This is a genomic window from Paenibacillus segetis (assembly GCF_014639155.1).
Taxonomy (GTDB): Bacteria; Bacillota; Bacilli; order Paenibacillales; family Paenibacillaceae; genus Fontibacillus; species Fontibacillus segetis.
Genome location: NZ_BMFT01000001.1, coordinates 2581236 through 2604215, shown reverse-complemented (window position 1 = coordinate 2604215; position 22980 = coordinate 2581236). Strand labels below are relative to the sequence as shown.

Annotated in this window: 24 protein-coding genes; all 24 read left to right on the top strand. The window is 43.2% G+C overall.

Annotated features, from left to right (window positions below):
- The first annotated feature begins 118 nt into the window (after positions 1-118).
- The 24 genes from IEW05_RS12125 (at position 119) to IEW05_RS12010 (ending at position 22965) form a co-directional block, all read left to right on the top strand.
- Positions 119-991, top strand: a complete 873-nt coding sequence (locus IEW05_RS12125) for a heptaprenyl diphosphate synthase component 1 (protein ID WP_188539024.1) — start codon at positions 119-121, stop codon at positions 989-991.
- Positions 992-1007: 16 nt separating this feature from the next.
- The gene (locus IEW05_RS12120) at positions 1008-1736 is read left to right on the top strand and encodes a demethylmenaquinone methyltransferase (protein WP_188539022.1); all 729 of its coding nucleotides are present in this window, start codon (positions 1008-1010) and stop codon (positions 1734-1736) included.
- Positions 1729-2601 carry a UbiA-like polyprenyltransferase gene (locus tag IEW05_RS12115; RefSeq protein WP_188539020.1) on the top strand — a complete coding sequence of 291 codons (873 nt, stop codon included), beginning with the start codon at positions 1729-1731 and terminating at the stop codon, positions 2599-2601. Before IEW05_RS12120 ends, IEW05_RS12115 begins: the two co-directional genes overlap by 8 nt.
- Complete coding sequence (locus IEW05_RS12110; RefSeq protein ID WP_188540845.1) at positions 2601-3227, top strand: UbiX family flavin prenyltransferase; 627 nt, start codon at positions 2601-2603, stop codon at positions 3225-3227. The genes IEW05_RS12115 and IEW05_RS12110 overlap by 1 nt, the downstream gene beginning before the upstream one ends.
- Positions 3208-4074, top strand: coding sequence for a menaquinone biosynthetic enzyme MqnA/MqnD family protein (locus IEW05_RS12105; RefSeq protein WP_188539018.1), 867 nt, complete (start codon positions 3208-3210; stop codon positions 4072-4074). Before IEW05_RS12110 ends, IEW05_RS12105 begins: the two co-directional genes overlap by 20 nt.
- Positions 4071-5045 (top strand): polyprenyl synthetase family protein, encoded by a 975-nt coding sequence (locus IEW05_RS12100; RefSeq protein WP_188539016.1) that lies wholly within the window; start codon positions 4071-4073, stop codon positions 5043-5045. Before IEW05_RS12105 ends, IEW05_RS12100 begins: the two co-directional genes overlap by 4 nt.
- A gap of 239 nt (positions 5046-5284) precedes the next feature.
- Positions 5285-5728: a nucleoside-diphosphate kinase gene (gene ndk / locus IEW05_RS12095; RefSeq protein WP_188539014.1), complete on the top strand. Its 444-nt coding sequence runs from the start codon at positions 5285-5287 to the stop codon at positions 5726-5728.
- A gap of 41 nt (positions 5729-5769) precedes the next feature.
- A complete protein-coding gene (locus tag IEW05_RS12090) occupies positions 5770-6549 on the top strand; it encodes a CheR family methyltransferase (protein WP_188539013.1) in 780 nt (259 codons plus the stop codon).
- A gap of 67 nt (positions 6550-6616) precedes the next feature.
- On the top strand, positions 6617-6784 hold the full coding sequence (locus IEW05_RS12085; RefSeq protein WP_188539011.1) for a hypothetical protein: 168 nt from the start codon (positions 6617-6619) through the stop codon (positions 6782-6784).
- A 213-nt stretch (positions 6785-6997) separates the two neighbouring features.
- A complete protein-coding gene (gene aroC / locus IEW05_RS12080; protein WP_188539009.1) occupies positions 6998-8167 on the top strand; it encodes a chorismate synthase in 1170 nt (389 codons plus the stop codon).
- The gene (aroB, locus tag IEW05_RS12075; protein WP_188539007.1) at positions 8167-9270 is read left to right on the top strand and encodes a 3-dehydroquinate synthase; all 1104 of its coding nucleotides are present in this window, start codon (positions 8167-8169) and stop codon (positions 9268-9270) included. The genes aroC and aroB overlap by 1 nt, the downstream gene beginning before the upstream one ends.
- On the top strand, positions 9263-9637 hold the full coding sequence (gene aroH / locus IEW05_RS12070) for a chorismate mutase (RefSeq protein WP_188539005.1): 375 nt from the start codon (positions 9263-9265) through the stop codon (positions 9635-9637). The genes aroB and aroH overlap by 8 nt, the downstream gene beginning before the upstream one ends.
- A gap of 558 nt (positions 9638-10195) precedes the next feature.
- On the top strand, positions 10196-11758 hold the full coding sequence (gene trpE / locus IEW05_RS12065; RefSeq protein ID WP_188539003.1) for an anthranilate synthase component I: 1563 nt from the start codon (positions 10196-10198) through the stop codon (positions 11756-11758).
- A gap of 67 nt (positions 11759-11825) precedes the next feature.
- Positions 11826-12866, top strand: a complete 1041-nt coding sequence (gene trpD / locus IEW05_RS12060; protein ID WP_188540844.1) for an anthranilate phosphoribosyltransferase — start codon at positions 11826-11828, stop codon at positions 12864-12866.
- A complete protein-coding gene (gene trpC, locus IEW05_RS12055) occupies positions 12856-13695 on the top strand; it encodes an indole-3-glycerol phosphate synthase TrpC (protein WP_188539001.1) in 840 nt (279 codons plus the stop codon). Before trpD ends, trpC begins: the two co-directional genes overlap by 11 nt.
- Entirely contained in the window at positions 13688-14356 is a 669-nt protein-coding gene (locus IEW05_RS12050) for a phosphoribosylanthranilate isomerase (RefSeq protein WP_188538999.1), read from the top strand. Before trpC ends, IEW05_RS12050 begins: the two co-directional genes overlap by 8 nt.
- The gene (gene trpB, locus IEW05_RS12045; protein ID WP_188538997.1) at positions 14353-15552 is read left to right on the top strand and encodes a tryptophan synthase subunit beta; all 1200 of its coding nucleotides are present in this window, start codon (positions 14353-14355) and stop codon (positions 15550-15552) included. The genes IEW05_RS12050 and trpB overlap by 4 nt, the downstream gene beginning before the upstream one ends.
- Positions 15549-16370, top strand: coding sequence for a tryptophan synthase subunit alpha (gene trpA / locus IEW05_RS12040; protein WP_188538995.1), 822 nt, complete (start codon positions 15549-15551; stop codon positions 16368-16370). Before trpB ends, trpA begins: the two co-directional genes overlap by 4 nt.
- A 29-nt stretch (positions 16371-16399) precedes the next feature.
- The gene (hisC, locus tag IEW05_RS12035; protein WP_188540843.1) at positions 16400-17497 is read left to right on the top strand and encodes a histidinol-phosphate transaminase; all 1098 of its coding nucleotides are present in this window, start codon (positions 16400-16402) and stop codon (positions 17495-17497) included.
- Between the two features lie 25 nt (positions 17498-17522).
- Positions 17523-18617, top strand: a complete 1095-nt coding sequence (locus tag IEW05_RS12030) for a prephenate dehydrogenase (protein ID WP_188538993.1) — start codon at positions 17523-17525, stop codon at positions 18615-18617.
- Between the two features lie 401 nt (positions 18618-19018).
- Positions 19019-19696 (top strand): response regulator transcription factor, encoded by a 678-nt coding sequence (locus IEW05_RS12025; protein WP_188538991.1) that lies wholly within the window; start codon positions 19019-19021, stop codon positions 19694-19696.
- Positions 19693-21072, top strand: coding sequence for a sensor histidine kinase (locus tag IEW05_RS12020; protein ID WP_188538989.1), 1380 nt, complete (start codon positions 19693-19695; stop codon positions 21070-21072). Before IEW05_RS12025 ends, IEW05_RS12020 begins: the two co-directional genes overlap by 4 nt.
- A gap of 106 nt (positions 21073-21178) precedes the next feature.
- Positions 21179-22297: an ABC transporter permease gene (locus IEW05_RS12015; RefSeq protein WP_188538988.1), complete on the top strand. Its 1119-nt coding sequence runs from the start codon at positions 21179-21181 to the stop codon at positions 22295-22297.
- Positions 22294-22965, top strand: coding sequence for an ABC transporter ATP-binding protein (locus IEW05_RS12010; RefSeq protein WP_188538986.1), 672 nt, complete (start codon positions 22294-22296; stop codon positions 22963-22965). The genes IEW05_RS12015 and IEW05_RS12010 overlap by 4 nt, the downstream gene beginning before the upstream one ends.
- Positions 22966-22980 lie beyond the last annotated feature (15 nt).

Below are 22980 nucleotides of genomic sequence, written 5' to 3'. Positions count from 1 at the left end.
CTGAAAATAAGAGCGGTGTCCATCGTGCGCACCGAAATAACATATGCTATAATAGACAAGATATTGACAACTTTTTGAGATGTGTTTGATATTTAGTATACCGGCTCGGAGGCAAAGGATGAAACCCTATCGCATAAATGAATTAGCACAAAAGTATGTTGAATATGACATGATTTCAACCCACACGGCGCTTCCGGAGTTTCCGGGTTCCCGTGTTCGTTTGCTTTATACATTTCTAAATGATCGGGACGGTGGTAGGTCCAATTGCACAGCAGAAACCTGTGCATTAGCGGCGTTTCTCGTACAGTTGGGTCTTGATACACATGATAAGATCGATTTGGAAATTAGGCACCAAGATGAACGAAATATGCGTTCTCGCCAGTTGAAGGTGTTGGCAGGTGATTACTTTAGTGGCGTTTTCTATGAGCTGCTGGCGCAAGCCGGAGAGATCAAAATTGTATCTTTGATGAGTTCTGCCATTTGTGAAGTGAATCGATTGAAAGTGAATCTATATACAAAACTAAAGGGAATGCTTCTGTCTGCTGAGGATTATTTGAAGGAGCGTGCTCAGCTGAATATGACTTTATTTCTTTCCTTCACTACTTTGTTAGACAAGTCGGTACATAATGTGTGGAGATTACTACTCTCTGAACTCAGCCGTTGTGAAGTGATTTTTGGAGAAATGAAGTCAACTGGGGAACTACCTCAGCATCATCAAGGTTATGCGTATTTCAAAATTATGGAGACCGGAACGTTTGAAGATAAGGAAACGGTGTCTGGAACTAGTATCGCAGATCGGGAATGGACCTCTCTATTAGCGAAATACAATGTGAAGGAACAGTTGACAGTCTTACTAAGTCAGTCGGTAGAGCGCACGCAAAAGCTGATCAATGAATGTAAGAGTGAGACGATACGCTCTGAGGTTGTGAAGGCATTGGAGCCTTTTATTGAGGCTGTTTCACCAACGTGTCGTTCATTACAGGAAGGGTGAAAGGTGAATTAATCAAATGAAAAATGAGTCCACAACCAAGCCGAAAGAACAATTTGTTCATTCCGTCTTTGAGAGTATTGCTCCAAAATACGATATCATGAATGATATTTTGAGCTTCAGACGCCATAAGGCTTGGCGTAAATTTACAATGGCTAAGATGAATATGTCCCAGGGTGACAATGCTATTGACTTATGTTGTGGTACTTGTGATTGGACTATTAGCATGGCTAATACTTCAGGTGGGCATATTACGGGTCTTGATTTTAGCGAGAATATGTTAGAGATTGGACGTCACAAAATCAACGATCAAAACTTGAATGACAATATTACATTAATTCAGGGTAATGCCATGGACCTACCGTTTGAAGATAATACTTTCGATTATGCGACAATTGGTTTTGGTCTTCGTAATGTTCCTGATCTCCATCAAGTATTACGCGAAATGAAACGTGTTGTGAAACCGGGTGGAATGGTCGTATGCTTAGAGTTGTCGAAGCCAACCTGGCAACCGTTCAAAGGTCTTTATTATTTTTACTTCGAAAAGGTACTTCCCAAGCTAGGAAAGTTATTTGCAAAACGCTATGAACAGTATAAGTGGCTTCCTGATTCCCTTGCTCAATTTCCAGGGCGTGAAGTATTAGCGCAAATTTTTACGGAGACAGGATTAAAAGAGGTTAGGGCTTATCCTTTGACTGGCGGAATTGCAGCCTTGCATATCGGAACAAAGGAGAAGCCAGATGTATAAAAAAGTAGCTATTTTCCTGCAAATGATTAAATTTGAACATACGGTATTTGCGTTGCCTTTTGCTTTTATGGGTGCCTTAATTGGTAATGTCGCCATTCATCAACAACTCCCGTCGTGGGCACAGATTGGTTGGGTATTGCTTGCTATGTTTGGTGCCCGTAGTGCAGCAATGGGGTTGAATCGATTGATTGATAGAGTTAGTGATGCAAAGAACCCTCGTACCTCTAATAGAGCTATACCAGCGGGACTATTGCAAATTGGTGAAGTGCTGCTATTTATTCTTGCTTCCTTTGCCATGTTGTTTTTGGCGGCTTTTATGCTAGACCCATTGGCTTTCAAACTGCTTCCCATAGCGGTAATCATGTTAGTAGCTTATTCCTATACCAAACGTTTCACTTGGTTATGTCATGTGGTACTTGGGCTTACGATTGCTCTAGCTCCTCTCGGTGCATGGGCCGCGGTTACTGGAGTTGTGGATTGGACTGCAATAGTATTCTTTATAACAATTACGTTCTGGATCGCGGGTTTTGATATCATTTATTCTTGTCAGGATGTTGATTTCGATCGCAAAGAGGGTTTATATTCCATTCCTGTTCGGTTTGGAGTGGCTAAATCACTGAAGATTGCTCGTGTATTCCATATTATTACTGCTTTAGGCTTTATCGCACTTTTACTTATGACTAATCTAGGCGGTTGGTATATTGCTGGTATGGTAATCGCTTATCTAATTTTATTCTATGAGCACTATATCGTATCACCAGATGACCTGAGTCGTCTGCAGACTGCTTTCTTCACAATGAATGGCGTACTGAGCATCGTAGTTTTCTCCTTTACCTTGATTGATTTGGTGGTGCGCTACTATTGATGGAGATCAATCACAGTAGGAAATCGATTGTGGTCGGAATCACGGGCGCCAGCGGTTCGATCTATGGTGTGAAGCTGATCGAGACATTGCTCGGGATTGGCTATCATGTGCATATCGTCATCACGAACGCGGGCTGGCGTGTAATTAACGAGGAGCTTGGCTGGAACATTGCGGATCGAAACAAGGCGCTTGAGGAGAAATTCGGGGGACTACCTGGCAGTTATCGTTATCATAATAATGCTGATATCGGCGCTTCCATCGCCAGTGGTTCTTATCTCGTAGAGGGGATGGTTGTAATGCCATGCTCGATGGGGACATTGTCCTCCATAGCCCACGGAACCTCAGATAACCTATTGACTCGTGCGGCGGATGTAATGATGAAGGAAAGACGTCCGCTTGTGCTAGTACCACGCGAAACTCCTCTGCACGCTATCCATTTGGAAAATATGTTGAAGCTCGCCAGGCTGGGTATCGTGATGATTCCAGCTATGCCAGCTTTTTATTTTGGCCCAAAAAGTATAGATGACCTAGTCTCCTTTTTAGTGGGCAAGGTTCTAGATAGTTTAAGAATCGAACATGCTCTGTTTACCAGATGGGGGGATCATAATGAACAACAGAGAGAATGACAATATCCTCATTGGCAAAATAAAATACACCAACGCCTGGCCTATGTATCATTATTTTAATGTAAATACATTATCTCGGAAAAGCGAATTGGTCACAGAGGTTCCTGCGATATTAAATCGGGGTATACTTGAGGGATCACTTGATATCGCACCAGTATCCTCTTTCGCTTTTGGGATGGGGGCGGAAAGGTTATTGGTACTCCCAGAACTGTCCGTTAGCTCGGATGGGCCCGTTAACTCGATCCTTCTATTCTCACGCAAGCCTCCAGAGGAATTAATGAACTGTACCATAGCATTAACGAATACTTCTGCGACTTCTGTTAATCTACTTAAGATTATCATGGAGAAAGCTTATGGTGTGAAGCCAATCTATTCAGTTAGTGAACCTGATTTGGATCAAATGATGGATCAGTGTGATGCAGCTTTATTGATTGGTGACCATGCAATTCGAGCTTCTTGGCGAGATCATGGTTATATCGTCACTGATTTAGGGGAAGTCTGGAAAAGTTGGACAGGATTTGGAATGAGCTTTGCAGTTTGGACTGTACAGCGCAGCTTTGCTGAGGCTAATCCGGAGTTTCTCGCTGAAGTGTGTTCTGCTTTCAAAGTGAGCAAGGAGCAAAGTTTGAACAATCTGTCTTCGTTAGTTGCTGAGGCTTGTAGTGAAATCGGAGGTACAACGGATTATTGGCATCATTATTTTAACAATTTATGCTATGATTTTAACGATAAGCAACAGGCGGGGCTGGCATTGTACTTCGCTTATGCTTATGAACTGGGACTTTTACAGCATGAAGTCCGGATGAATATTTGGAGTGACAATACGTTGACACGGGTGAAACAATGAAATTAATGGATATTTTTGGCGCGCTGAAAAGGGATATGGATTTTATCGAACGTCAGTTGTACCGGAGCATCGATGGTGATGATGAACTGCTAAGTGAAACGTCATTACATCTACTCAAAGCGGGAGGAAAACGACTTCGTCCCGTTTTTGTATTACTTGGTGGTAAATTTGGTAATTATGATTTACAGCGTCTTCAGCATGTTGCTGTTCCTCTTGAGCTTATTCACTCTGCATCGCTCGTTCATGACGATGTGATTGACGATGCGGGGACACGGCGTGGTAAGCCAACGGTGAAGGCAAAATGGGATAATAAGATCGCTATGTATACAGGGGATTATATCTATGCCAAAGCCCTAATCTTGGCGACTGAACTCAGCAATCCAGAAATCCACCGCATTCTGTCCAAAGCACTGGTACAAATGTCTATAGGTGAGATGGAGCAAATTCGCGACTTTTTTAATACGGAACAGACCGTCCGGAATTATTTGCTACGCATTCGCCGGAAAACAGCATTGCTCATTGCGATCAGTTGTCAGCTAGGTGCAATGGCAGCGGGAGCTCCAGAAAAGGTGAGCTGGTTGCTCTACCGATATGGATACAACGTAGGTATGGCCTTTCAGATTCGTGATGATTTGCTTGATCTCTGTGGAACCGAGAAAAGCATCGGTAAACCTCCGGGAAGTGATATGCGTCAAGGCAATATTACACTTCCTGTTATTTATGCTTTGCAGGAAGCAGATCTCAGAGCTGACCTGCTACGTGAAATCAGCGGTATTCATGCAGAGGATGGTACAGGTGAGGTCTCGAAAGCAATTGATATGATTGTGTCCAGCTCTGGAATTAGACGCTCAGAGGAACTCGCTGATCGATTTATTCAAAAGGCTTTGGATGCACTGGACGAGCTCCCTGAGAATAAAGCACGGTCACATCTAAAAGAAATCGCTCTTTTTGTAAATAAACGCTCCTATTGAATCTTACCCTTCTTTCTTTTTTCTGGTAAACTACGGGATAAGACTAAGTAATCCTCTTAGCCAGGATAAGAGGTATTTAGAGGTAGTTCAAAAAGTCATCTTTTGATCACGAAGTTGGACAAGAGGCATATTCGACATCGAATCTTGGATTCAGCCGGGCCTTCCGGTGCTGAAAATCTGACTTTTTGAACACGTACTATTATTGATAATGCTTAGAATTTAGGGGAGGGGTACAAACCATGGAACGGACATTTTTGATGGTTAAACCAGATGGTGTTCAACGGGGCCTAATTGGCAGAATTATTAGTCGTTTCGAAGACAAAGGTTTCAAGTTGGTTGCTGGAAAGCTGGTACAAATAACAGAGAATCAGGCACAATTCCACTATGCGGAGCATGAGGGGAAGCCGTTTTTTGGTGAATTGGTTGATTTTATTACCTCCGGTCCTGTTTTTGCCATGGTGTGGGAAGGTGATGATGTGATCTCATTGTCTAGGCTTGTAATTGGTAAGACAAAGGTTGCTGAAGCGTTACCAGGAACAATTCGGGGCGATTTTGCTGCACATACCCCATTAAATCTGATACATGGTTCCGATGGACCAGAAAGCGCGGAACGGGAAATAGCTAATTTCTTTGAAGCGCATGAACTCCTCGGATATGCCAAAAATCTTGATCCATGGATATAAGTCAGAAATTAACACAATCCCTTCGTGGGGGTAGCGAAGAGATGCCAGATCCGGATTACTTAGGTTTTATCCAAAATATTAAGAAAAGTACGGGCATCGATCTAGCTCAATATAAAGAAGCACAAATGAAACGTCGCTTAACCACTTTGCGTAATAAAAATGGTTTCACAACATTTGAGGCTTTTTTTCGTGCGATGATGAACAATAAGACTTTGTTTTATGAATTTTTGGATAAGATGACGATCAATGTATCTGAGTTCTGGCGTAATCCGAACCGCTGGGAAATGCTGAGAGATGTAGTTCTGCCTGAGGTAGCATCTGCTAAATCGCGTCTACGAATTTGGAGTGCTGCTTGCTCTACGGGTGAGGAACCATATACGTTAGCGATGATATTAGCTGACCTGGGACTCTTAAGTAATACATACTTGCTTGCCTCGGATATTGATGACGGGGCGCTGAGCAAAGCTGCAGAAGGACTTTATCTGGAACGTTCACTCAAGGATGTGCCTCCCGCAGTTGCTAAGCGATATTTTAGTTCAGAGGGTGCAATGTACCGGATTGACAGTGCCCTGAAAAAGGCGGTTACATTTAAGAAGCAAAACCTATTACTCGACACTTTCGAGGAAAGTTTTGATCTGATTGTGTGCCGTAATGTCATGATCTATTTTACGGAAGAAGCTAAGCAGGGGCTCTACCACAAATTCGCAAAAGCGCTGCGTCCTGGAGGCGTGTTGTTCGTGGGTAGCACAGAGCAAATCTTCTCTCCAGCAGTTTTTGGTCTCGAGGCAACAGAAACTTTTTTCTATCGAAAAAAATCTTAAGTCCACGGTATATTCAATCTTTTCTTTTCCAATACTTGAGAATATAAGCTACCGTGGAGGGTTGGTCATGGATAAGAGAAAAGTGATCGATGCTTACCAGCGTGGATTCCTGACACCACAGGAATGTGCTCAAGTTCTTGGATTGGAGAAATCGCAATTACAAGGACTATTGGAAGATTTGCCAATGGAAATAAAACGAAGTATTACATTGGATAATCATCCAGCCTCTGGATAGGCTATAATATTGATGATAAATGAGAACGCGTCGCTTCTCTGCTACGGTAGAAGGAGTGGCGTGTTTTTGTTATTTCTCATGGGAGACAAGAGGGATCTGTTATCTGTCTTTGGGTGACTTCTTGTCAAAAGGAAGGGACCTATACTATAATGAGCAAAGAAAATAACGGATTTTAGCTCTTTACAGTTTAACAGTTTAAAGGGGGAACGTATCATGAGTTTACGTTACTTATCGGCAGGGGAGACGCACGGTCCCCAGTTGACAGCAATTATTGAAGGACTTCCAAGCAATATGAAGCTTGACTTTGAGGCGCTTAATTTTGAGGTAGCCCGTCGTCAAAAAGGATATGGCAGAGGTCGTCGGATGCAGATCGAGAAGGATACGGTTAGTATCGTCGGCGGTGTCCGTCATGGTTATACAACGGGAGCACCGGTTGCGTTAGTGGTTGAGAATAACGACTGGAAGCACTGGCAGAACATTATGAATATTGAGCCGATTGAGGGTTCAGATGAAGAGAAGCGCCGGGTACATAGACCACGTCCGGGACATGCAGATTTGAATGGCGGTCTCAAATATAATTTGAAAGACCTTCGAAATGTACTGGAACGTTCCAGTGCTAGGGAAACAGCCATTCGTGTAGCCGTTGGCGCTATTGCCAAACAGTTCTTAGAACATTTTGGTATCAAAATTGCTGGGCAGGTCATTCGGATTGGTGAGATTGAAGCACCACCTCATAATCTATCCATTGATGAATTGATAACTATGACTGAGCAGTCTTCCGTTCGTGTAGTAGATGCAGAGACGGAGAAGAAGATGGAAGCCTACATCGATCAGATTAAAGCTGATGGGGACTCCATCGGCGGAATTGTAGAGTGTATTGTTGAAGGAGTGCCGATCGGCCTTGGCAGCCATGTACAATACGATCGGAAGCTTGATGGACGGATTGCTGCAGCGGTCATGTCGATCAACGCGTTTAAGGGAGTAGAGATCGGTATCGGATTTGAAGCTGGTACGCTTCCAGGTTCGAAAGTGCATGATGAGATTCTGTATAACGAGGAACAAGGTTATCATCGGGGAAGTAATCGTCTAGGCGGTTTTGAAGGCGGTATGACCAATGGTATGCCTGTTGTCGTCCGTGGTGTTATGAAGCCAATCCCGACACTTTACAAACCGTTACAAAGTATCGATATCGATACAAAGGAACCATTCACGGCGCAAGTTGAACGCTCAGATGCTTGTGCGGTTCCAGCAGCAAGTGTGGTTATGGAGCACGTTGTTGCATGGGAAATAGCTAAAGCATTTATGGAGAAATTCGGCGGAGATTCCATCCAGGAAATAGACCGTAATGTGAAGGGCTACCTGTCGCAATTGGAGAACTACTAATGAGAACCTTACAGGTGGATTTGGGTGAACGATCTTATCCGATATATATCGGTGGTGGTCTGCTTGCCGAGACTGGGGAATATTTTGAACGCCATAATTTAGCCAAGAAAAGCCCCTTGCTCATTGTCACAGATGAACATGTTGGTCCCTTGTATCTCAGTAAACTAGAGACGTCATTACAAAACTCAGGCTACCGTACGATAAGTAAGGTTGTTAAAGCCGGTGAGAAGTCGAAGTCACTAGAAGTATTTGAAGAAATCATGACAACCGCAATCGAAGGTGGTCTTGATCGTCATTCTGTGGTCATTGCTCTTGGCGGCGGAGTGGTTGGTGATTTGGCAGGATTTGTGGCTGCATCCTACATGCGCGGAGTGAAGTTCGTACAGATACCAACAACGATTCTAGCGCATGATAGCAGCGTTGGTGGTAAAGTGGCGGTTAATCATCGATTGGCTAAAAATATGATTGGTGCATTCCATCAACCTGAAATGGTACTCTACGATGTAGATACCTTACAGACTTTACCGGAACGTGATGTACGATCTGGTCTATCGGAAATGATAAAGCATGGACTTATTTGGGATAAGAGTTTCACGGATTGGTGTCGTGATCAAAGTGACAAGCTACTCGATTTGGACCCGGAGAGTCTAGTCTATGGCTTGACGTTGGGATGTTCGATCAAAGCCCAGGTCGTCTCTACAGATGAACGCGAACATGGACTACGTGCTATCCTTAATTTGGGCCATACGCTTGGACATGCGCTGGAAGCGACCGGTGGATATGGTCAATTCCTTCATGGTGAAGCCATTTCTATTGGAATGGTGGCAGCAGCAAAAATCGCTGTGAACCGTGGAAGAGACCAGTCTATATATTTAGTAACGAAGGATCTATTTGAACGATTCGGTTTGCCTACAACGATACCATCTCAAATGAACGAGGATGATATCATTGCGGCTATGATGCATGACAAGAAGTTTAAGGAAAATCAAATCATCTATGTACTTCCCATTAGCATAGGGGAAGTTGAAATCGTAAATGATGTTACAGCAGATGATGTACGCCATGTGATCCAGGAGCTGAAAGAGGAGGGGCAGCATGTATAACCGAGGAATTCGCGGGGCGACGACGGTAACCCGCAATGAAGAACAGGATATTCTTCAGGCAACGGCCATCCTATTGAAGGAGATTGTGGAGCGAAATGAGATAGATCCTGAGGATATCTGTAGTGTATGGATTACTGTGACTCCAGATCTAGATGCGACTTTTCCCGCAAGAGCCATTCGCGTGTTGAATGGGTGGGATATGGTTCCATTAATGTGTTCTACAGAAATTCCTGTTAAAGGTGGTCTGCCGATGTGTATACGGCTGCTCATTCAGACGAATACCACGAAGAGTCAACGGGAAATGAAACACGTATATCAGAATGAAGCGAAGAGTTTACGTCCAGATTTGAGCGCCTCCGGTCAATAAGTATCACGAATAAACTGGGAGTTGCCAAACTACGGTAGCATAGGTTATATTGAAATTATAATTTTTTAAGTAATTTAGTTTTTGAGATGTTTTGAGACGAGTAGAGCTGAGTATTTAGTTGAGATGAGCAGAGTTGAGCTGAGGATAGACCTGGTTTATTTAGCGTTACATGAAATTCGAATTTTGGGTTAGAGGAAGATTCGACTTCCTTTTATAGGTGTAGTGTATCTTTAGGACTACATGTATCCCATCGAATTTATTTGTATTACGCTATTTAACAATAGGGCTGTCAGATGAACTGCAAATCCAACCATCAACCTCTACTTCGGTAGAGGTTTTTTTGTGTGCTATATACCAACCGTGGTGAGGAAGTAACGAAGAGAAAATTTGGAGCTGGAGAAGCGGAAGCGTTCGCCTTTATCCTCGGATTTCATCCGCTAATCGCGGCATAAATTCAAGAAATCTGAGGATAACAGCGATCGAAAGCCCAAATATTTCTCGTAGTTACGTTCATCTCACCACAAAAACAAACTAATTGATGAAAAGGAAGTGAAAGACATGGCAACCCCGCGACTGGAACAAACCATTGCCTTAGCTAAAGAGTATAATTTGATTCCCATCGTCCGTACATTGCTCGCCGATATGGAAACCCCGATTCGGATTTTCCGTCGAATCGCTCAAAGAGACAGAGCATTTTTGCTTGAAAGTGTAGAAGGTGGCATTCAGTGGGCACGGTATTCGTTCATCGGTACCGATCCATTTATGATGGTGTCGGCTAAGAAGGGCGAGGTTGTCATGGAGCGTGAAGGTAAACAACAGAGTTTACCAGGTAAGCCTGTTGAAGCGCTCAAAGCGATCCTGCGGAGTTATCGTAGCCCTAAACTGGCTGAACTACCACCATTTACTGGAGGCGCGATTGGTTTCTTCGGATACGATCTTCTGCAATATTATGAGAAACTACCAGCTCATCAAGTGGATGATATGAATTTAAAGGATATTCAGTTCATGTTTTGTGATCAAGTGATTGTATTTGACCATGTGAAGCAACACTTGTTGCTCGTGGCGAATGTTCATGTCAAAGAAGGGGACCGTGACGAGGATATCGCTAGATCATATGAACTGGCGGAGCAAAAGTTGGATGAAATTGCTGATCTTTTGCAACAGGAAGGACCGAGTGAGAGTTTTAACCGCCGCCCACTTCCAGCTGATGTAGAACTTGGGGATGTCCGCTCCAATTTGACCAAAGAACAGTTCATCGCCAACGTGGAGAAGGGTAAGGAATATATCGCTGCTGGTGACATATTTCAGGTGGTATTGTCCCAACGATTCCATATTGAGACCGAAGTAGATCCTCTGCATGTGTATCGTGTTCTTCGCACGATGAACCCATCACCCTATATGTATTATCTCAAACTGGATGATGAGATCATCGTTGGAACATCACCAGAAGCGTTAGTGAAGGTTGAAGGCGAACGAGTGGAGACACGCCCGATTGCCGGAACCCGTCCACGCGGGGCAACAGAGCAAGAAGATCAGCAATTGGAAGTAGACTTGCTGAAGGACGAGAAGGAGCGCGCGGAACATTTGATGCTCGTTGATCTAGGTCGAAATGATATAGGCCGAGTATCAGAGTTTGGCAGTGTGAAATGCGAGTCATACATGGAAATTGAGCGTTACTCGCATGTCATGCATATGGTTTCTAAGGTCTCCGGCAAGCTTCGGGATGATAAGGATTTCTTTGATGCTTTTCTATCTTGTCTCCCGGCTGGTACCGTATCTGGTGCACCGAAACTACGAGCTATGGAGATTATTGCAGAACTAGAACGTGAAGCGCGTGGTACCTATGCGGGTGCTATTGGTTATCTTGGTTTCTCCGGTAATATGGACTCTTGCATTACGATTCGAACTATCGTCTTTAAGCAAGGTAAGGCATATGTGCAAGCCGGAGGCGGTATTGTTTGGGATTCTATCCCAGAGAATGAGTACGAGGAATCATGTAACAAAGCAAAAGCACTATTAAAAGCAATCCGAACGGCGGAATTTATGTTCCCAACAAAAACCCATAGTGATTCCGTCCTTAATCAGGATTACTTGTATGAATATAGTTCAGAAAGCCGATGAGATCGAAAAATATTTCAGGGCACAAATTTCAGCGAAATGCTGTGAGATAAGAAGGGAGTAAACGATGATGAATTTAGTACATCCGGTACAAAATGGTCTTAGTCGATTAATATTGGGTGAGAACTTAGGGCGTGAAGAGGCACGTAACATTATGGGATCCATTATGAATGGAGAGTCAACTTCGGCACAAATTGGGGGATTACTTGCTGCACTACGTATTAAAGGTGAGACGGTGGATGAGATTACCGGATTTGCTGAAGCGATGCGCTCCCATTCAAGTCGTTTGCATACAGATACCAGACAATTACTCGACACATGTGGAACAGGTGGATCTGGTATTCATAAGTTTAATATCTCCACTACATCTGCTATCGTCGCAGCTTCGGTGTCTGTACGGGTAGCTAAGCACGGGAATCGTTCTGCTTCAGGCCGAGCTGGAAGTGCAGATGTACTTGAAGCGCTTGGTGTAAATATTCATCTGAATGCCGAACAAGCGGAACGCTGCCTGAATGATATCGGTATCTGCTTCTTATTTGCACAGCTGTATCATCCTTCGATGAAGTATGCGGCAGCCCCACGTAAGGAACTTGGAATACGTACAGTATTTAATATGCTTGGACCACTGACTAATCCGGCAGGTGCTGACCGTCAGGTGCTCGGTATCTATGATCGTAACAAAACAGAGACGATCGCCGAGGTGTTACGTGAGTTAGGATCCAAACGAGCACTTGTTGTAACAAGTCAAGAAGGGCTAGATGAGATAAGTATCTCTTCGCCAACACGTGTATCTGAGTTGAAAAATGGAGAGGTAGTTACTTACGATCTACACCCTAGTGATCTTGGACTTGGCACATATCAATTAGCTGATATGATTGGTGGAGATCCGGTAACAAACGCAGACATTATAAGACGTGTACTGCAAGGCCAAAAGGGTGCATATCGAGATGTAGTACTCGCAAATGCTGGAGCTTGCATCTATGTAGCAGGGATCGCCAAAGACATTCGTGAAGGGGTAGCAATTGCTGCAGAATCAATCGATTCTGGCAATGCACTTAGCAAGTTAGAACAGCTCATTCAAACAACGGGGGACATCAGTTATGTATCTTGATCGCATTGTTGAGACAAAGAAACAAGAAGTTGAGTTGTTAGCAGCAACTTTTTCGATAGCGCAAGCTGAGCAAAGAGTTGCGGAGCTTCCGCCGACTCGTGGATTTCATAAAGCGCTCACTGTAGGTCGCAAGCGTGAGCTTGGCCTCATTGCCGAAGTGAAGAAGGCTTCGCCATCAAAAGGCTTAATCAGAGCAGACTTTGATCCAGTGAAGCTTGCTATAGGATATGAGGAGGCAGGTACGGATTGCATTTCCGTGCTAACGGATGAGATCTATTTTCAGGGCAGTGGTTCTTATTTGACGGCCATTCGTGAAGCTGTTAGCGTGCCACTACTACGAAAGGATTTTATAATTGATGAGCGTCAGATTTATGAGGCACGGTTGCTTGGAGGAGATGCCGTACTGCTCATCGCAGCGATACTGAGTGACTCGCAGCTTAGTAATTATATAAAGATTGCTGATTCACTTGGACTTGACTCACTGCTAGAAGTTCATGATCGCGAGGAGCTAGAGAGAGTACTTAGCATAGGAACGGCGCAAATGATCGGGATCAACAATCGTAATTTACGGACCTTCGAGACTTCACTTGAGACAACGGCTGCTCTGGCAGAGCTTGTGCCATCGAGTATCACACTGATCAGTGAAAGTGGGATCGTAACGCGCGAGGATGTGGAGTATCTTGCAGCAAATGGAGCAAAGGGGCTGCTCATCGGCGAGATATTTATGCGTAAGGAGCAGGTAGATCAGGCAGTTTATGAGTTAATGGGACATCCTAAAGTGGCCGTATCAAAGAATGCTTCTAGTGGAGGGAGCTACACAAATGAGTGATGTTGCCGTAAAAATTTGTGGACTTCAGTCCGTTGAAGTGCTAAAATCTATGATAAACTTACCTCTCGATTATGTTGGATTTGTGTTTGCTAGGAGCAAGCGTCAAGTAACTAGCTCCCAGGCTGCTGAGCTGTTATCTGTTCTGAATGAATGGACATTAGACAGCAATCCACAGAGCGTTGGTGTGTTCGTAAATCCAACCTTAGAGGAACTCCAAAGTCTGCTTGCTGAGGTTCCACTCAATGTACTTCAATTACATGGATCGGAGAGTCCAGAATTTTGCCGTGAAGCAAGGGAACTTTTTGGCCTCAAAATATATAAGGCATTCTCTGTTCGAGATGACGAATCAATTCGAGTAGAAGAGCTACTTGAGCGATATAATGGAGTGTTGGATGGCTTGTTGCTTGATACTTATGATCCCCATTATGGTGGTGGTTCGGGTATAACATTCCCCTGGTATTTAGCGACACCTTACCAAACGTGGGCCAAGAATCAAGGCATTCCATGTTTAGTGGCCGGAGGTCTTCATGCCGGTAATGTAAGTGAATTAATTGATACTATAGCACCTGACGGTGTTGATGTTTCTAGCGGAGTAGAGAGCGATGGAGTCAAGGATATAACGAAAATAACAGCATTTGTAGAGAGGGTGAAAGGGTTATGACGCAAGTACCTGATGAACACGGTCGTTTCGGCCCTTTTGGCGGACGGTATGTACCAGAAACATTGATGAATGCACTCATTGAACTGGAGAAATCTTACCGACATTTTCAAGATGATGCAGAATTCCAAGCAGAGATTAGTTATTTGTTGAAGCAATATAGCGGGCGGGAAACGCCGTTGTATTATGCTGAACGTTTAACGGAGCACTTGGGCGGTGCAAAAATATATTTAAAACGTGAAGACTTGAATCATACGGGAGCGCACAAAATCAATAACGCGATTGGTCAAGGAATTCTGGCTAAGCGAATGGGCAAGAACAAAGTAATCGCGGAGACAGGGGCCGGTCAACACGGTGTTGCTACGGCAACAGTAGCTGCTTTACTTGGACTTGAGTGCAAAGTATTTATGGGTGAAGAAGATACGAAACGCCAGCAATTGAATGTGTTCCGGATGAAATTGCTCGGTGCGGAAGTAGTTCCTGTCATGTCCGGTACTCGGACCTTGAAGGACGCCTGCAATGAGGCACTTCGTTATTGGGTCAGCAACGTACAGGATACTTTTTATATTCTTGGCTCGGCTACTGGTCCTCATCCATATCCGATGATGGTCCGTAACTTTCAACGTGTAATTGGCGATGAGACACGTCGTCAAATATTAGAAGCTGAAGGAAGACTTCCCAATATGCTGGTAGCAGCTGTTGGTGGAGGAAGCAATGCTATCGGGATGTTTTATCCTTTCGTGGAGGACACCGATGTTCAAATGGTTGGTGTAGAAGCGGCAGGCAGAGGGGTAGATACAGAGTTTCATGCGGCAACAATGACGAAAGGGACTAAAGGGGTGTTCCAAGGTTCACTTAGTTATCTCCTACAAGACGCCCATGGTCAAGTCATGCCAGCACATTCTATTTCAGCGGGACTGGATTATCCAGGAATCGGACCGGAACATTCTTACTTAAAAGATATAGAACGCGCTAAATATTATCCAATTACGGATAAAGAGGCGTTGGATGCACTTCAACTGCTCAGTCGGACGGAAGGGATTATCCCTGCACTGGAATCTGCACATGCTGTAGCTCAAGTAGTTAAATTAGCTCCACATATGAATCGTGATGAACTTATAGTCATTTGCCTATCAGGGCGTGGAGATAAAGATGTGGATTCGATTATGGCTTATACAGAGGGTGGGGATATACTATGAGCGTGATAACCTCGAACTTGTTGGATGAAACGTTTGTACGTCTTCAAGAAGCAGGGAGAACGGCATTCATTCCATTTATTACAGTAGGTGATCCCGATCCCGACACGACGGTAGATATTATCGTAGCTTTGGAACAAGCAGGCGCTGATATTGTTGAATTGGGTGTACCATACTCAGATCCACTTGCCGATGGTCCAGTGATTCAGCGGGCTTCAGAACGTGCTCTGGTTCGTAAGATTACAATAGAGACCTGCTTCAAGGTTGCAGGTGAGGCCCGAGCCCGTGGTGTAAATATGCCATTTGTATTATTCACTTATTATAATCCTGTCCTACAGATGGGATTAGAACAGTTTTTCTCCTCCATGCAGCAAGCAGGTATTAGTGGTCTAATTATTCCTGATCTGCCAGTGGAGGAATCAGGAGAAGTACTTGCGCTAGCTGATGCAACAGGTGTCAGACTTGTTCCGTTGGTTGCCCCAACATCTGAAGATCGTATTGCTGTCATATTATCCAAAGCTCGTGGATTTATATATTGTGTATCCTCGCTGGGAGTCACGGGAGAGAGAGCTACTTTCCATGAAGGGCTTGAGTCATTTATCAAGTCCGTCAAAGAACTTAGTGATTTGCCCGTTGCGATTGGCTTTGGTATATCAAGTGCTGAACAGGTTAGGGAGTTCTCAAAAATTTGTGATGGCGTTGTTGTCGGGAGCGCGATTGTACGTAAAATAGAAGAAAGTATTCCTTTGCTGCAAAATGAGCACACCAAAGAAGAAGGCTTGTTGCAAATTCACGATTTTGTGAGATTATTAAAATCATAAATTAATGAAGAGATAGAGGAGGAATCATGATGTTGGCTAAACCCCAAATCGTAAATCTTCCGGTATACCAACCCGGTAAACCGATTGAAGAAGTGAAGAGAGAGCTTGGTTTGGATGAGGTTATTAAGCTTGCTTCTAATGAGAACCCTTATGGTTGTTCACCCCAAGTACGCGCAGCTATTGAAGCGGAATTTGCACAAATCAGTCTTTATCCAGACGGTAGTGCCGCTGAACTGACTGAGGTATTAGCAGGTCATCTTGGAGTGAACCGAGACCAAATTATTTTTGGATGTGGATCGGATGAGATTATTGCTCTGATTACTCGGGCTTTCTTCGTTCCCGGGGATGAGACGATCATGGCATATCAGACGTTCTCTGTGTATAAGTCTAATGCTGATATTGAGGGCGCTATTAGTATCGAAGTTCCGTTACGTGATGGAACTCATGATTTAGATGCAATGCGAAGTGAAATTACCGATAAAACGAAGATTATATGGATATGTAATCCTAATAATCCTACAGGTACCATTGTTTCTGATAACGCTTTGACCACTTTCCTAGATTCCGTACCAGAAGGTGTCCTGGTAGTTCTGGATGAAGCCTATGCTGAGTTTGTAACAGACGATACTTATACTGATGGAATTAGTCTCTTGAGTAAATACCCCAATGTGATCGTTCTACGGACGTTCTCCAAAATATATGGTCTTGCTTCCCTCCGAATTGGATACGGTGTAGGACAACCGGAAATTATCCAGTTGATCAACCGGGTACGTGAACCATTTAATACAACGAGAATTGCACAAGCTGCAGGGAAGGCTGCCATCGCTGATGGAGAGTTTATCGCGGATTGTCGGGCAAAAAATCGTAATGGTATTGAATATTTATATGAGCAATTTGATCAATTGGGCCTTTCGTATTTCCCAGCACACGGTAACTTTATCTTGGTGGATGTACAGACATCGGCAACGAATTTGTTTCAGGAGCTATTACAGCTTGGTATCATTGTCCGTGCAGGCTTTTCGAAGTACCCTAATTACATTAGAGTCTCTGTTGGTACCGCTGATCAGAACGCAAAGTTCATTGCAGCATTGAAACAAGTGCTAAATAAGAAAGAAGCACATGTATAACTAAGTAAAGAATGAGTGAGGGAATATGACAACAAAAGTCGCAATATTTGGAGTAGGATTGATCGGTGGTTCATTGGCACTATGTCTGAAGGGAAAGCCTGGCATTACGGTAATCGGACATAGCCATAGACCTGAATCCATGACAAGAATTATGGAGCGCGGCGTCGTAGATGCCGCGACTCTTTCTATGGAAGAAGCGGCATGTGATGCCGATTTTATTTTTTTATGTGTACCTGTGGGTAATCTAGAGTCTTACCTAAAGCAGTTAACTCAGCTTCCGTTGAAGCAAGGATGTATTATTACAGATGTAGGTAGTACAAAGGCAGCAGTGGCTTCCTGTGCTCAAGGTTTCTCCCATCCCGGTGTCCATTTCATCGGCGGCCATCCAATGGCTGGTTCAGAGCGTTCTGGCGTAGATGCTGCTACTTCATTGTTATTTGAGAATGCCTTCTACGTATTAACACCGTCTCCAGAAGTACCTGAAGAGGCTTATGTTCGGTTGGAGCAACTACTGACGTATACAAGAGCACAAATCGTCAGAGTCGAGCCGATGCTTCACGACGAAATCGTTGGCGCTATTAGCCATTTACCACATATTATCGCGGTAGCCTTAGTTAATCAGGTTCGCGATTACAACGAGAACAATGAACTTTACCGTATGTTAGCTGCGGGGGGGTTCCGGGATATTACTCGTATCGCCTCAAGTGATCCCATCATTTGGCGGGATATTCTTCTTAGTAACCGTGATGTGTTGTTATCATTACTGCGAGATTGGAATCAGGAAGTTGGCGGATTTATCTCTATGCTAGAAGGAATGGATGGTCCTGGAATCGAAAAGGCGTTTGAAAAAGCAAATCTGTTCCGCAGTGAACTTCCTGAACGACGTAAGGGTGCTATAACATCGCTCTTTGATATTTATATTGATGTTCCTGACCATCCTGGTATTATCGGCCAAATTGCAACCGAACTGGGTGTTCGTAAGATTAACCTAAGTAACATTCAGATCATTGAGAGCCGGGAAGATGTACCTGGTGTTATGCGTCTATCCTTCAGAAATGAAGGCGAGATGGAGAGGGCCAAAGAGCATCTTCAGACTCTTGGATATACGGTTCATATGTAAATAGATACAAGGCCAGAAATGGCCTTGTATCAAGGAATGTAAGCGCTAATAAAAATGTGTTGACAGAATGAAAACGTATACAATATAATAGAACTACAGTATGGTTTCTCTCCACTCCTATCCAATAATTACCGCTCTAAATAAGCGGTGACCACTTCGCGAAGAAGTGGTCTTTTTTTTGTCCTATTTTCGAATAGAAGCTAATCCTTGTAATCGAATCCGATAAAGCTCTTCTGCGGAGAATAATCCAGCTTTATATAAAGTCATATAATCATCGCTTACACTTTGATTGAAAATTTAACAGGTGCGAATTAGCTTTTGAAAATGTAGAGATATAAGTTAAACTAAAGAACAGTGATATTACGTGTCAGGAATATATAGTTTGTTAGGAGTTGGACCAGGTGAAAAATTTATTAATTGCAGACGATGATCCACATATTCGTACCTTATTAAGACATGTATTAACGAATGAAGGTTATTTTGTCCTGGAAGCGAAGGATGGTAAAGAAGCTATAGATAAAATGAAAGAGACCACGGTTGATCTGGCCATTCTTGATGTGATGATGCCACATATCGATGGCTTGGAGCTCTGCCAATATATTCGCGAAAATTACGATATTCCGATTATTTTACTGACGGCACGGCAGCAACTAAGTGATAAGGAACAAGGGTATTTGCGTGGAACAGATGACTACTTAACCAAACCTTTTGAACCTGATGAGTTGTTATTCAGGATTCGAGCTTTATTTCGCCGATATTCCGTCGCTTTTGAAGACAAAATCAGGTTGAAAGAGCTTGTGATCGATCGTAAAAATTATGAAGTTACAGACGGTAAAGATATTCTATTACTCCCTGCCAAAGAGTTCGAATTACTGGCTCAATTAGCTCAGTTTCCTGGTCGGTTATTTTCAAGAAGTGAATTGATTGAGCTGGTGTGGGGATTTGATTATGAAGGTGATGAACGTACGGTGGATGTACACATCAAAAGATTGCGGGGAAGATTCGCAGATTACGAGGACAGCTTCATTATTCGTACCGTTAGAGGTGTTGGATACAAAATGGAGCTGGTGAATACATGAAGTCGTTATATGCACGGATGTGTATTCTTTTTTGCTCCATGATCGTGGTGAGCTTTCTGCTCGGATTTTTGTTATCGAATGGCTATTATCATGTAAAGATCAAACCTCAAAATGATGATAAATTAACGCAAATGGCCTTAAATCTTCAGAAATTCAGTGAAGAGCATCCTAATTCTATCGATGAATATCTCAGTAATGCTGCTTCGTTAGGATATCGAATATATTTAACCGATAATAAGGGGGACGAGCGCTTTTTCGGTAATCCCTTTAAAAGCTATAATTTGAAACAAGAGCAATTACAGCATGTATTGGACGGAAATATATTTCATGGCGTTGCTGAGTATAAAGCGAATTTGTTTATTACAGGTTTTTTTGATAGTGAAATAGAAAATGCGATAGGTGTACCTGTTCAGATCGATAATAGAACTTATGCCATGTTTATGCGTCCTGATGCGAATGTACAGTTTGGTGAACTCAGGGTGTTCTTCGCGCTTTTGTTAGGAGCGGCAGTATTATTCAGTTTGCTCTTCTTGATGATTAGCACACTTCATATCGTTAGACCGATTACACGTCTTACTAAAGCTACCCAAGATATTGCCAAGGGGAAGTATAACCTGAAAGTGCAAACACGCAGACGTGATGAGATAGGGCAATTAGCGGAACACTTTACAATTATGAGTCAAGAACTAGAGCGGACTGAAAGGGCGAGACAGGAGTTTGTTGCTAACGTGTCGCATGAAATTGAATCTCCACTCACCTCAATTCAGGGTTTTGCTACAACCCTAAAGGATCATTCTATAGCACAGGACCAAAGGGTCCATTACCTTTCGATCATAGAGGAGGAGAGCAGACGTTTATCGTTACTCAGCAAACAATTACTCACTTTATCGACATTGGATTATGATTCTAATGCATTGCATGTGAAGAGATTTAATTTACGTACGCAGATTCGTCAAGTCGCTCAAATTATGGAGTGGAAGCTTACGGATAAAGAATTATTTCTGAAATTAAGTGTGCCAGATATATATCTTTATGCGGATGAAGATTTAGTACATCAGGTATGGATGAATCTTATAACGAATGCAATCAAACATACACCAGCAGGCGGTAAGGTAACGATTTCAGCAGAGGTTCAAGGGGAGCAATGCATCATTTCCGTATCTGATACAGGTGAGGGCATTGCAGAAGAGGACTTGCCGAACATTTTTGATCGATTCTATAAAGCGGATCGGGTGCGCACCCGTGAAACTAACGGTACAGGGCTTGGGTTATCCATTGTGCAAAAAATTGTTAAAGTTCATAAAGGGAGTATTCAAGTCACAAGCAAGGTAGGGGAAGGGACCATCTTTAAGGTCATTTTACCTTATAAAAGGTAATTCAAAAGTCATCGTAATTTGTAATTTGTAAATTGTAATTTGTTATTCATATTCCGTTCATCATTCCCTCCTAAACTAATGACATAGAGATAAGGAGGGAAATTGAATGTTCTTAGCATTAAGAGAAATGCGCCACTCGAAGGTTAGATACATTTTTATTGTAGTTATTATGTTATTAGTCTCTTTTCTTGTTCTGTTCGTAACCGGACTTGCGAAGGGGTTAGCAGACGCTAATATTTCAGCTATCCAAAGCATGCCAAATAATCATTTCGTATTACAGGGGGATGCGGAGCAAAAGTTCAGACGTTCTCAACTGGGCGAAGATGATTTGAATAAGGTCCGTTCGTTGGTGGGAGAAGAGAAGGCGACACCTATTGCCATGCAAATGAGTACCATCACAGTTGATGACCTTGATTCGAAAAGTGATGTTACTTTCTTTGCAGTAGATATGGCGGGGGCACTTTCACCGAAAGTTGTGGAAGGGGAAAAAGTCACTAATGAAGAAAATGGCAATGTCGTTGTAGATTCTACGTTGGTCGAGTCGGGCTTGAAAATTGGCAGTACCATTAAGGATCAAATGACAGGTATGACATTGACCGTTACAGGCTTTGTTGACAATCAGTCTTATAGTCATACTCCGGTTGTATATATGAATATTCATGACTGGCAGGCGATGAAGGCGAAGATGTCTATGGACCCTGAGGTACTTAAATCTTCATTATTCAATGCGATCGCTTTAAATGTTACATCTGATCAAGTAACGCAGCTATCTGATGAACTTAGCTCAATGGAAGTGGTTACCCAGAAGCAAGCTATTTCAAATATTCCGGGATACGCAGAAGAGCAAAAATCACTCTTGATGATGATTGCCTTCCTCTATGTGATCGGTGCTTTGGTACTTGCGGTCTTCTTCTATGTTATAACGATTCAAAAGACAAGTCAGTTTGGTATTCTAAAAGCGATGGGAACCAAGACGGCATACTTGGCAAGAAGTGTTGTTGGACAAGTACTTATTTTATCCATTATAAGTTTAAGTTTAAGTCTATTGTTGACTTGGGGTGTTAATTCAGTCCTTCCTGAGTCCATGCCATTCCAGATGAATCTATCTACAGCTTTATCTACAAGTGGTCTATTTGTGGGTATGTCTTTATTAGGATCACTGATATCAGTAACTCAGGTTGCTAAAGTAGATGCATTAGAAGCTATTGGGAGGGTTGGAGCATGAGTGCAAAACTAATCATGAATCAAGTCACAAAGACTTTTGGTGATGGGGATTTAAACGTCTCTATCCTTAATCAACTAAATCTTGAGGTTAATGAAGGAGAATTTATCGCGGTTCTTGGTCCATCCGGATCGGGTAAAAGTACATTCCTATCAACCGCAGGGGCGTTGCTGAGTCCAACAAGCGGAGAGATTGTTCTAGACGGAGAATCACTGACGGGAAAGAGTAAACAGGAACTTACATCGATCCGCTTGCACAAAATTGGATTTATGTTTCAAAGTGCCAATTTACTTCCGTATTTAAAAGTGCAGGAACAACTGTTATACGTTGCTAGTCTAACGGGGATGCACGCCAAGGAAGCGAAAGATCGGGCGGCTCAGTTGCTGAAACGGCTGGATATATGGGACCGTCGCAATTATTATCCTGAGAAGTTATCTGGTGGGGAGAAACAACGTGTGGCGATCGCACGGGCATGGATGAACAATCCAGCGATTCTACTCGCCGATGAGCCAACAGCAAGTTTGGATTTTAAGCGGGGTAGACAAGTGGTGCAAATGATAGCTGATGAAGTGAAGGCAGAAGGTAAATCTGCTGTCATGGTCACACATGACGAACGAATGTTGGAGTGGTGTGATCGTGTGTTACACTTGAAGGATGGCGTGTTAGTATAAAAGTTTGATCAAGGG

Coding starts and splice junctions, on each gene's coding strand:
- IEW05_RS12125 (WP_188539024.1), top strand. CDS start 119: ATGAAACCCTATCGCATAAATGAATTAGCACAAAAGTATGTTGAATAT.
- IEW05_RS12120 (WP_188539022.1), top strand. CDS start 1,008: ATGAAAAATGAGTCCACAACCAAGCCGAAAGAACAATTTGTTCATTCC.
- IEW05_RS12115 (WP_188539020.1), top strand. CDS start 1,729: ATGTATAAAAAAGTAGCTATTTTCCTGCAAATGATTAAATTTGAACAT.
- IEW05_RS12110 (WP_188540845.1), top strand. CDS start 2,601: ATGGAGATCAATCACAGTAGGAAATCGATTGTGGTCGGAATCACGGGC.
- IEW05_RS12105 (WP_188539018.1), top strand. CDS start 3,208: ATGAACAACAGAGAGAATGACAATATCCTCATTGGCAAAATAAAATAC.
- IEW05_RS12100 (WP_188539016.1), top strand. CDS start 4,071: ATGAAATTAATGGATATTTTTGGCGCGCTGAAAAGGGATATGGATTTT.
- ndk (WP_188539014.1), top strand. CDS start 5,285: ATGGAACGGACATTTTTGATGGTTAAACCAGATGGTGTTCAACGGGGC.
- IEW05_RS12090 (WP_188539013.1), top strand. CDS start 5,770: ATGCCAGATCCGGATTACTTAGGTTTTATCCAAAATATTAAGAAAAGT.
- IEW05_RS12085 (WP_188539011.1), top strand. CDS start 6,617: ATGGATAAGAGAAAAGTGATCGATGCTTACCAGCGTGGATTCCTGACA.
- aroC (WP_188539009.1), top strand. CDS start 6,998: ATGAGTTTACGTTACTTATCGGCAGGGGAGACGCACGGTCCCCAGTTG.
- aroB (WP_188539007.1), top strand. CDS start 8,167: ATGAGAACCTTACAGGTGGATTTGGGTGAACGATCTTATCCGATATAT.
- aroH (WP_188539005.1), top strand. CDS start 9,263: ATGTATAACCGAGGAATTCGCGGGGCGACGACGGTAACCCGCAATGAA.
- trpE (WP_188539003.1), top strand. CDS start 10,196: ATGGCAACCCCGCGACTGGAACAAACCATTGCCTTAGCTAAAGAGTAT.
- trpD (WP_188540844.1), top strand. CDS start 11,826: ATGAATTTAGTACATCCGGTACAAAATGGTCTTAGTCGATTAATATTG.
- trpC (WP_188539001.1), top strand. CDS start 12,856: ATGTATCTTGATCGCATTGTTGAGACAAAGAAACAAGAAGTTGAGTTG.
- IEW05_RS12050 (WP_188538999.1), top strand. CDS start 13,688: ATGAGTGATGTTGCCGTAAAAATTTGTGGACTTCAGTCCGTTGAAGTG.
- trpB (WP_188538997.1), top strand. CDS start 14,353: ATGACGCAAGTACCTGATGAACACGGTCGTTTCGGCCCTTTTGGCGGA.
- trpA (WP_188538995.1), top strand. CDS start 15,549: ATGAGCGTGATAACCTCGAACTTGTTGGATGAAACGTTTGTACGTCTT.
- hisC (WP_188540843.1), top strand. CDS start 16,400: ATGTTGGCTAAACCCCAAATCGTAAATCTTCCGGTATACCAACCCGGT.
- IEW05_RS12030 (WP_188538993.1), top strand. CDS start 17,523: ATGACAACAAAAGTCGCAATATTTGGAGTAGGATTGATCGGTGGTTCA.
- IEW05_RS12020 (WP_188538989.1), top strand. CDS start 19,693: ATGAAGTCGTTATATGCACGGATGTGTATTCTTTTTTGCTCCATGATC.
- IEW05_RS12015 (WP_188538988.1), top strand. CDS start 21,179: ATGTTCTTAGCATTAAGAGAAATGCGCCACTCGAAGGTTAGATACATT.
- IEW05_RS12010 (WP_188538986.1), top strand. CDS start 22,294: ATGAGTGCAAAACTAATCATGAATCAAGTCACAAAGACTTTTGGTGAT.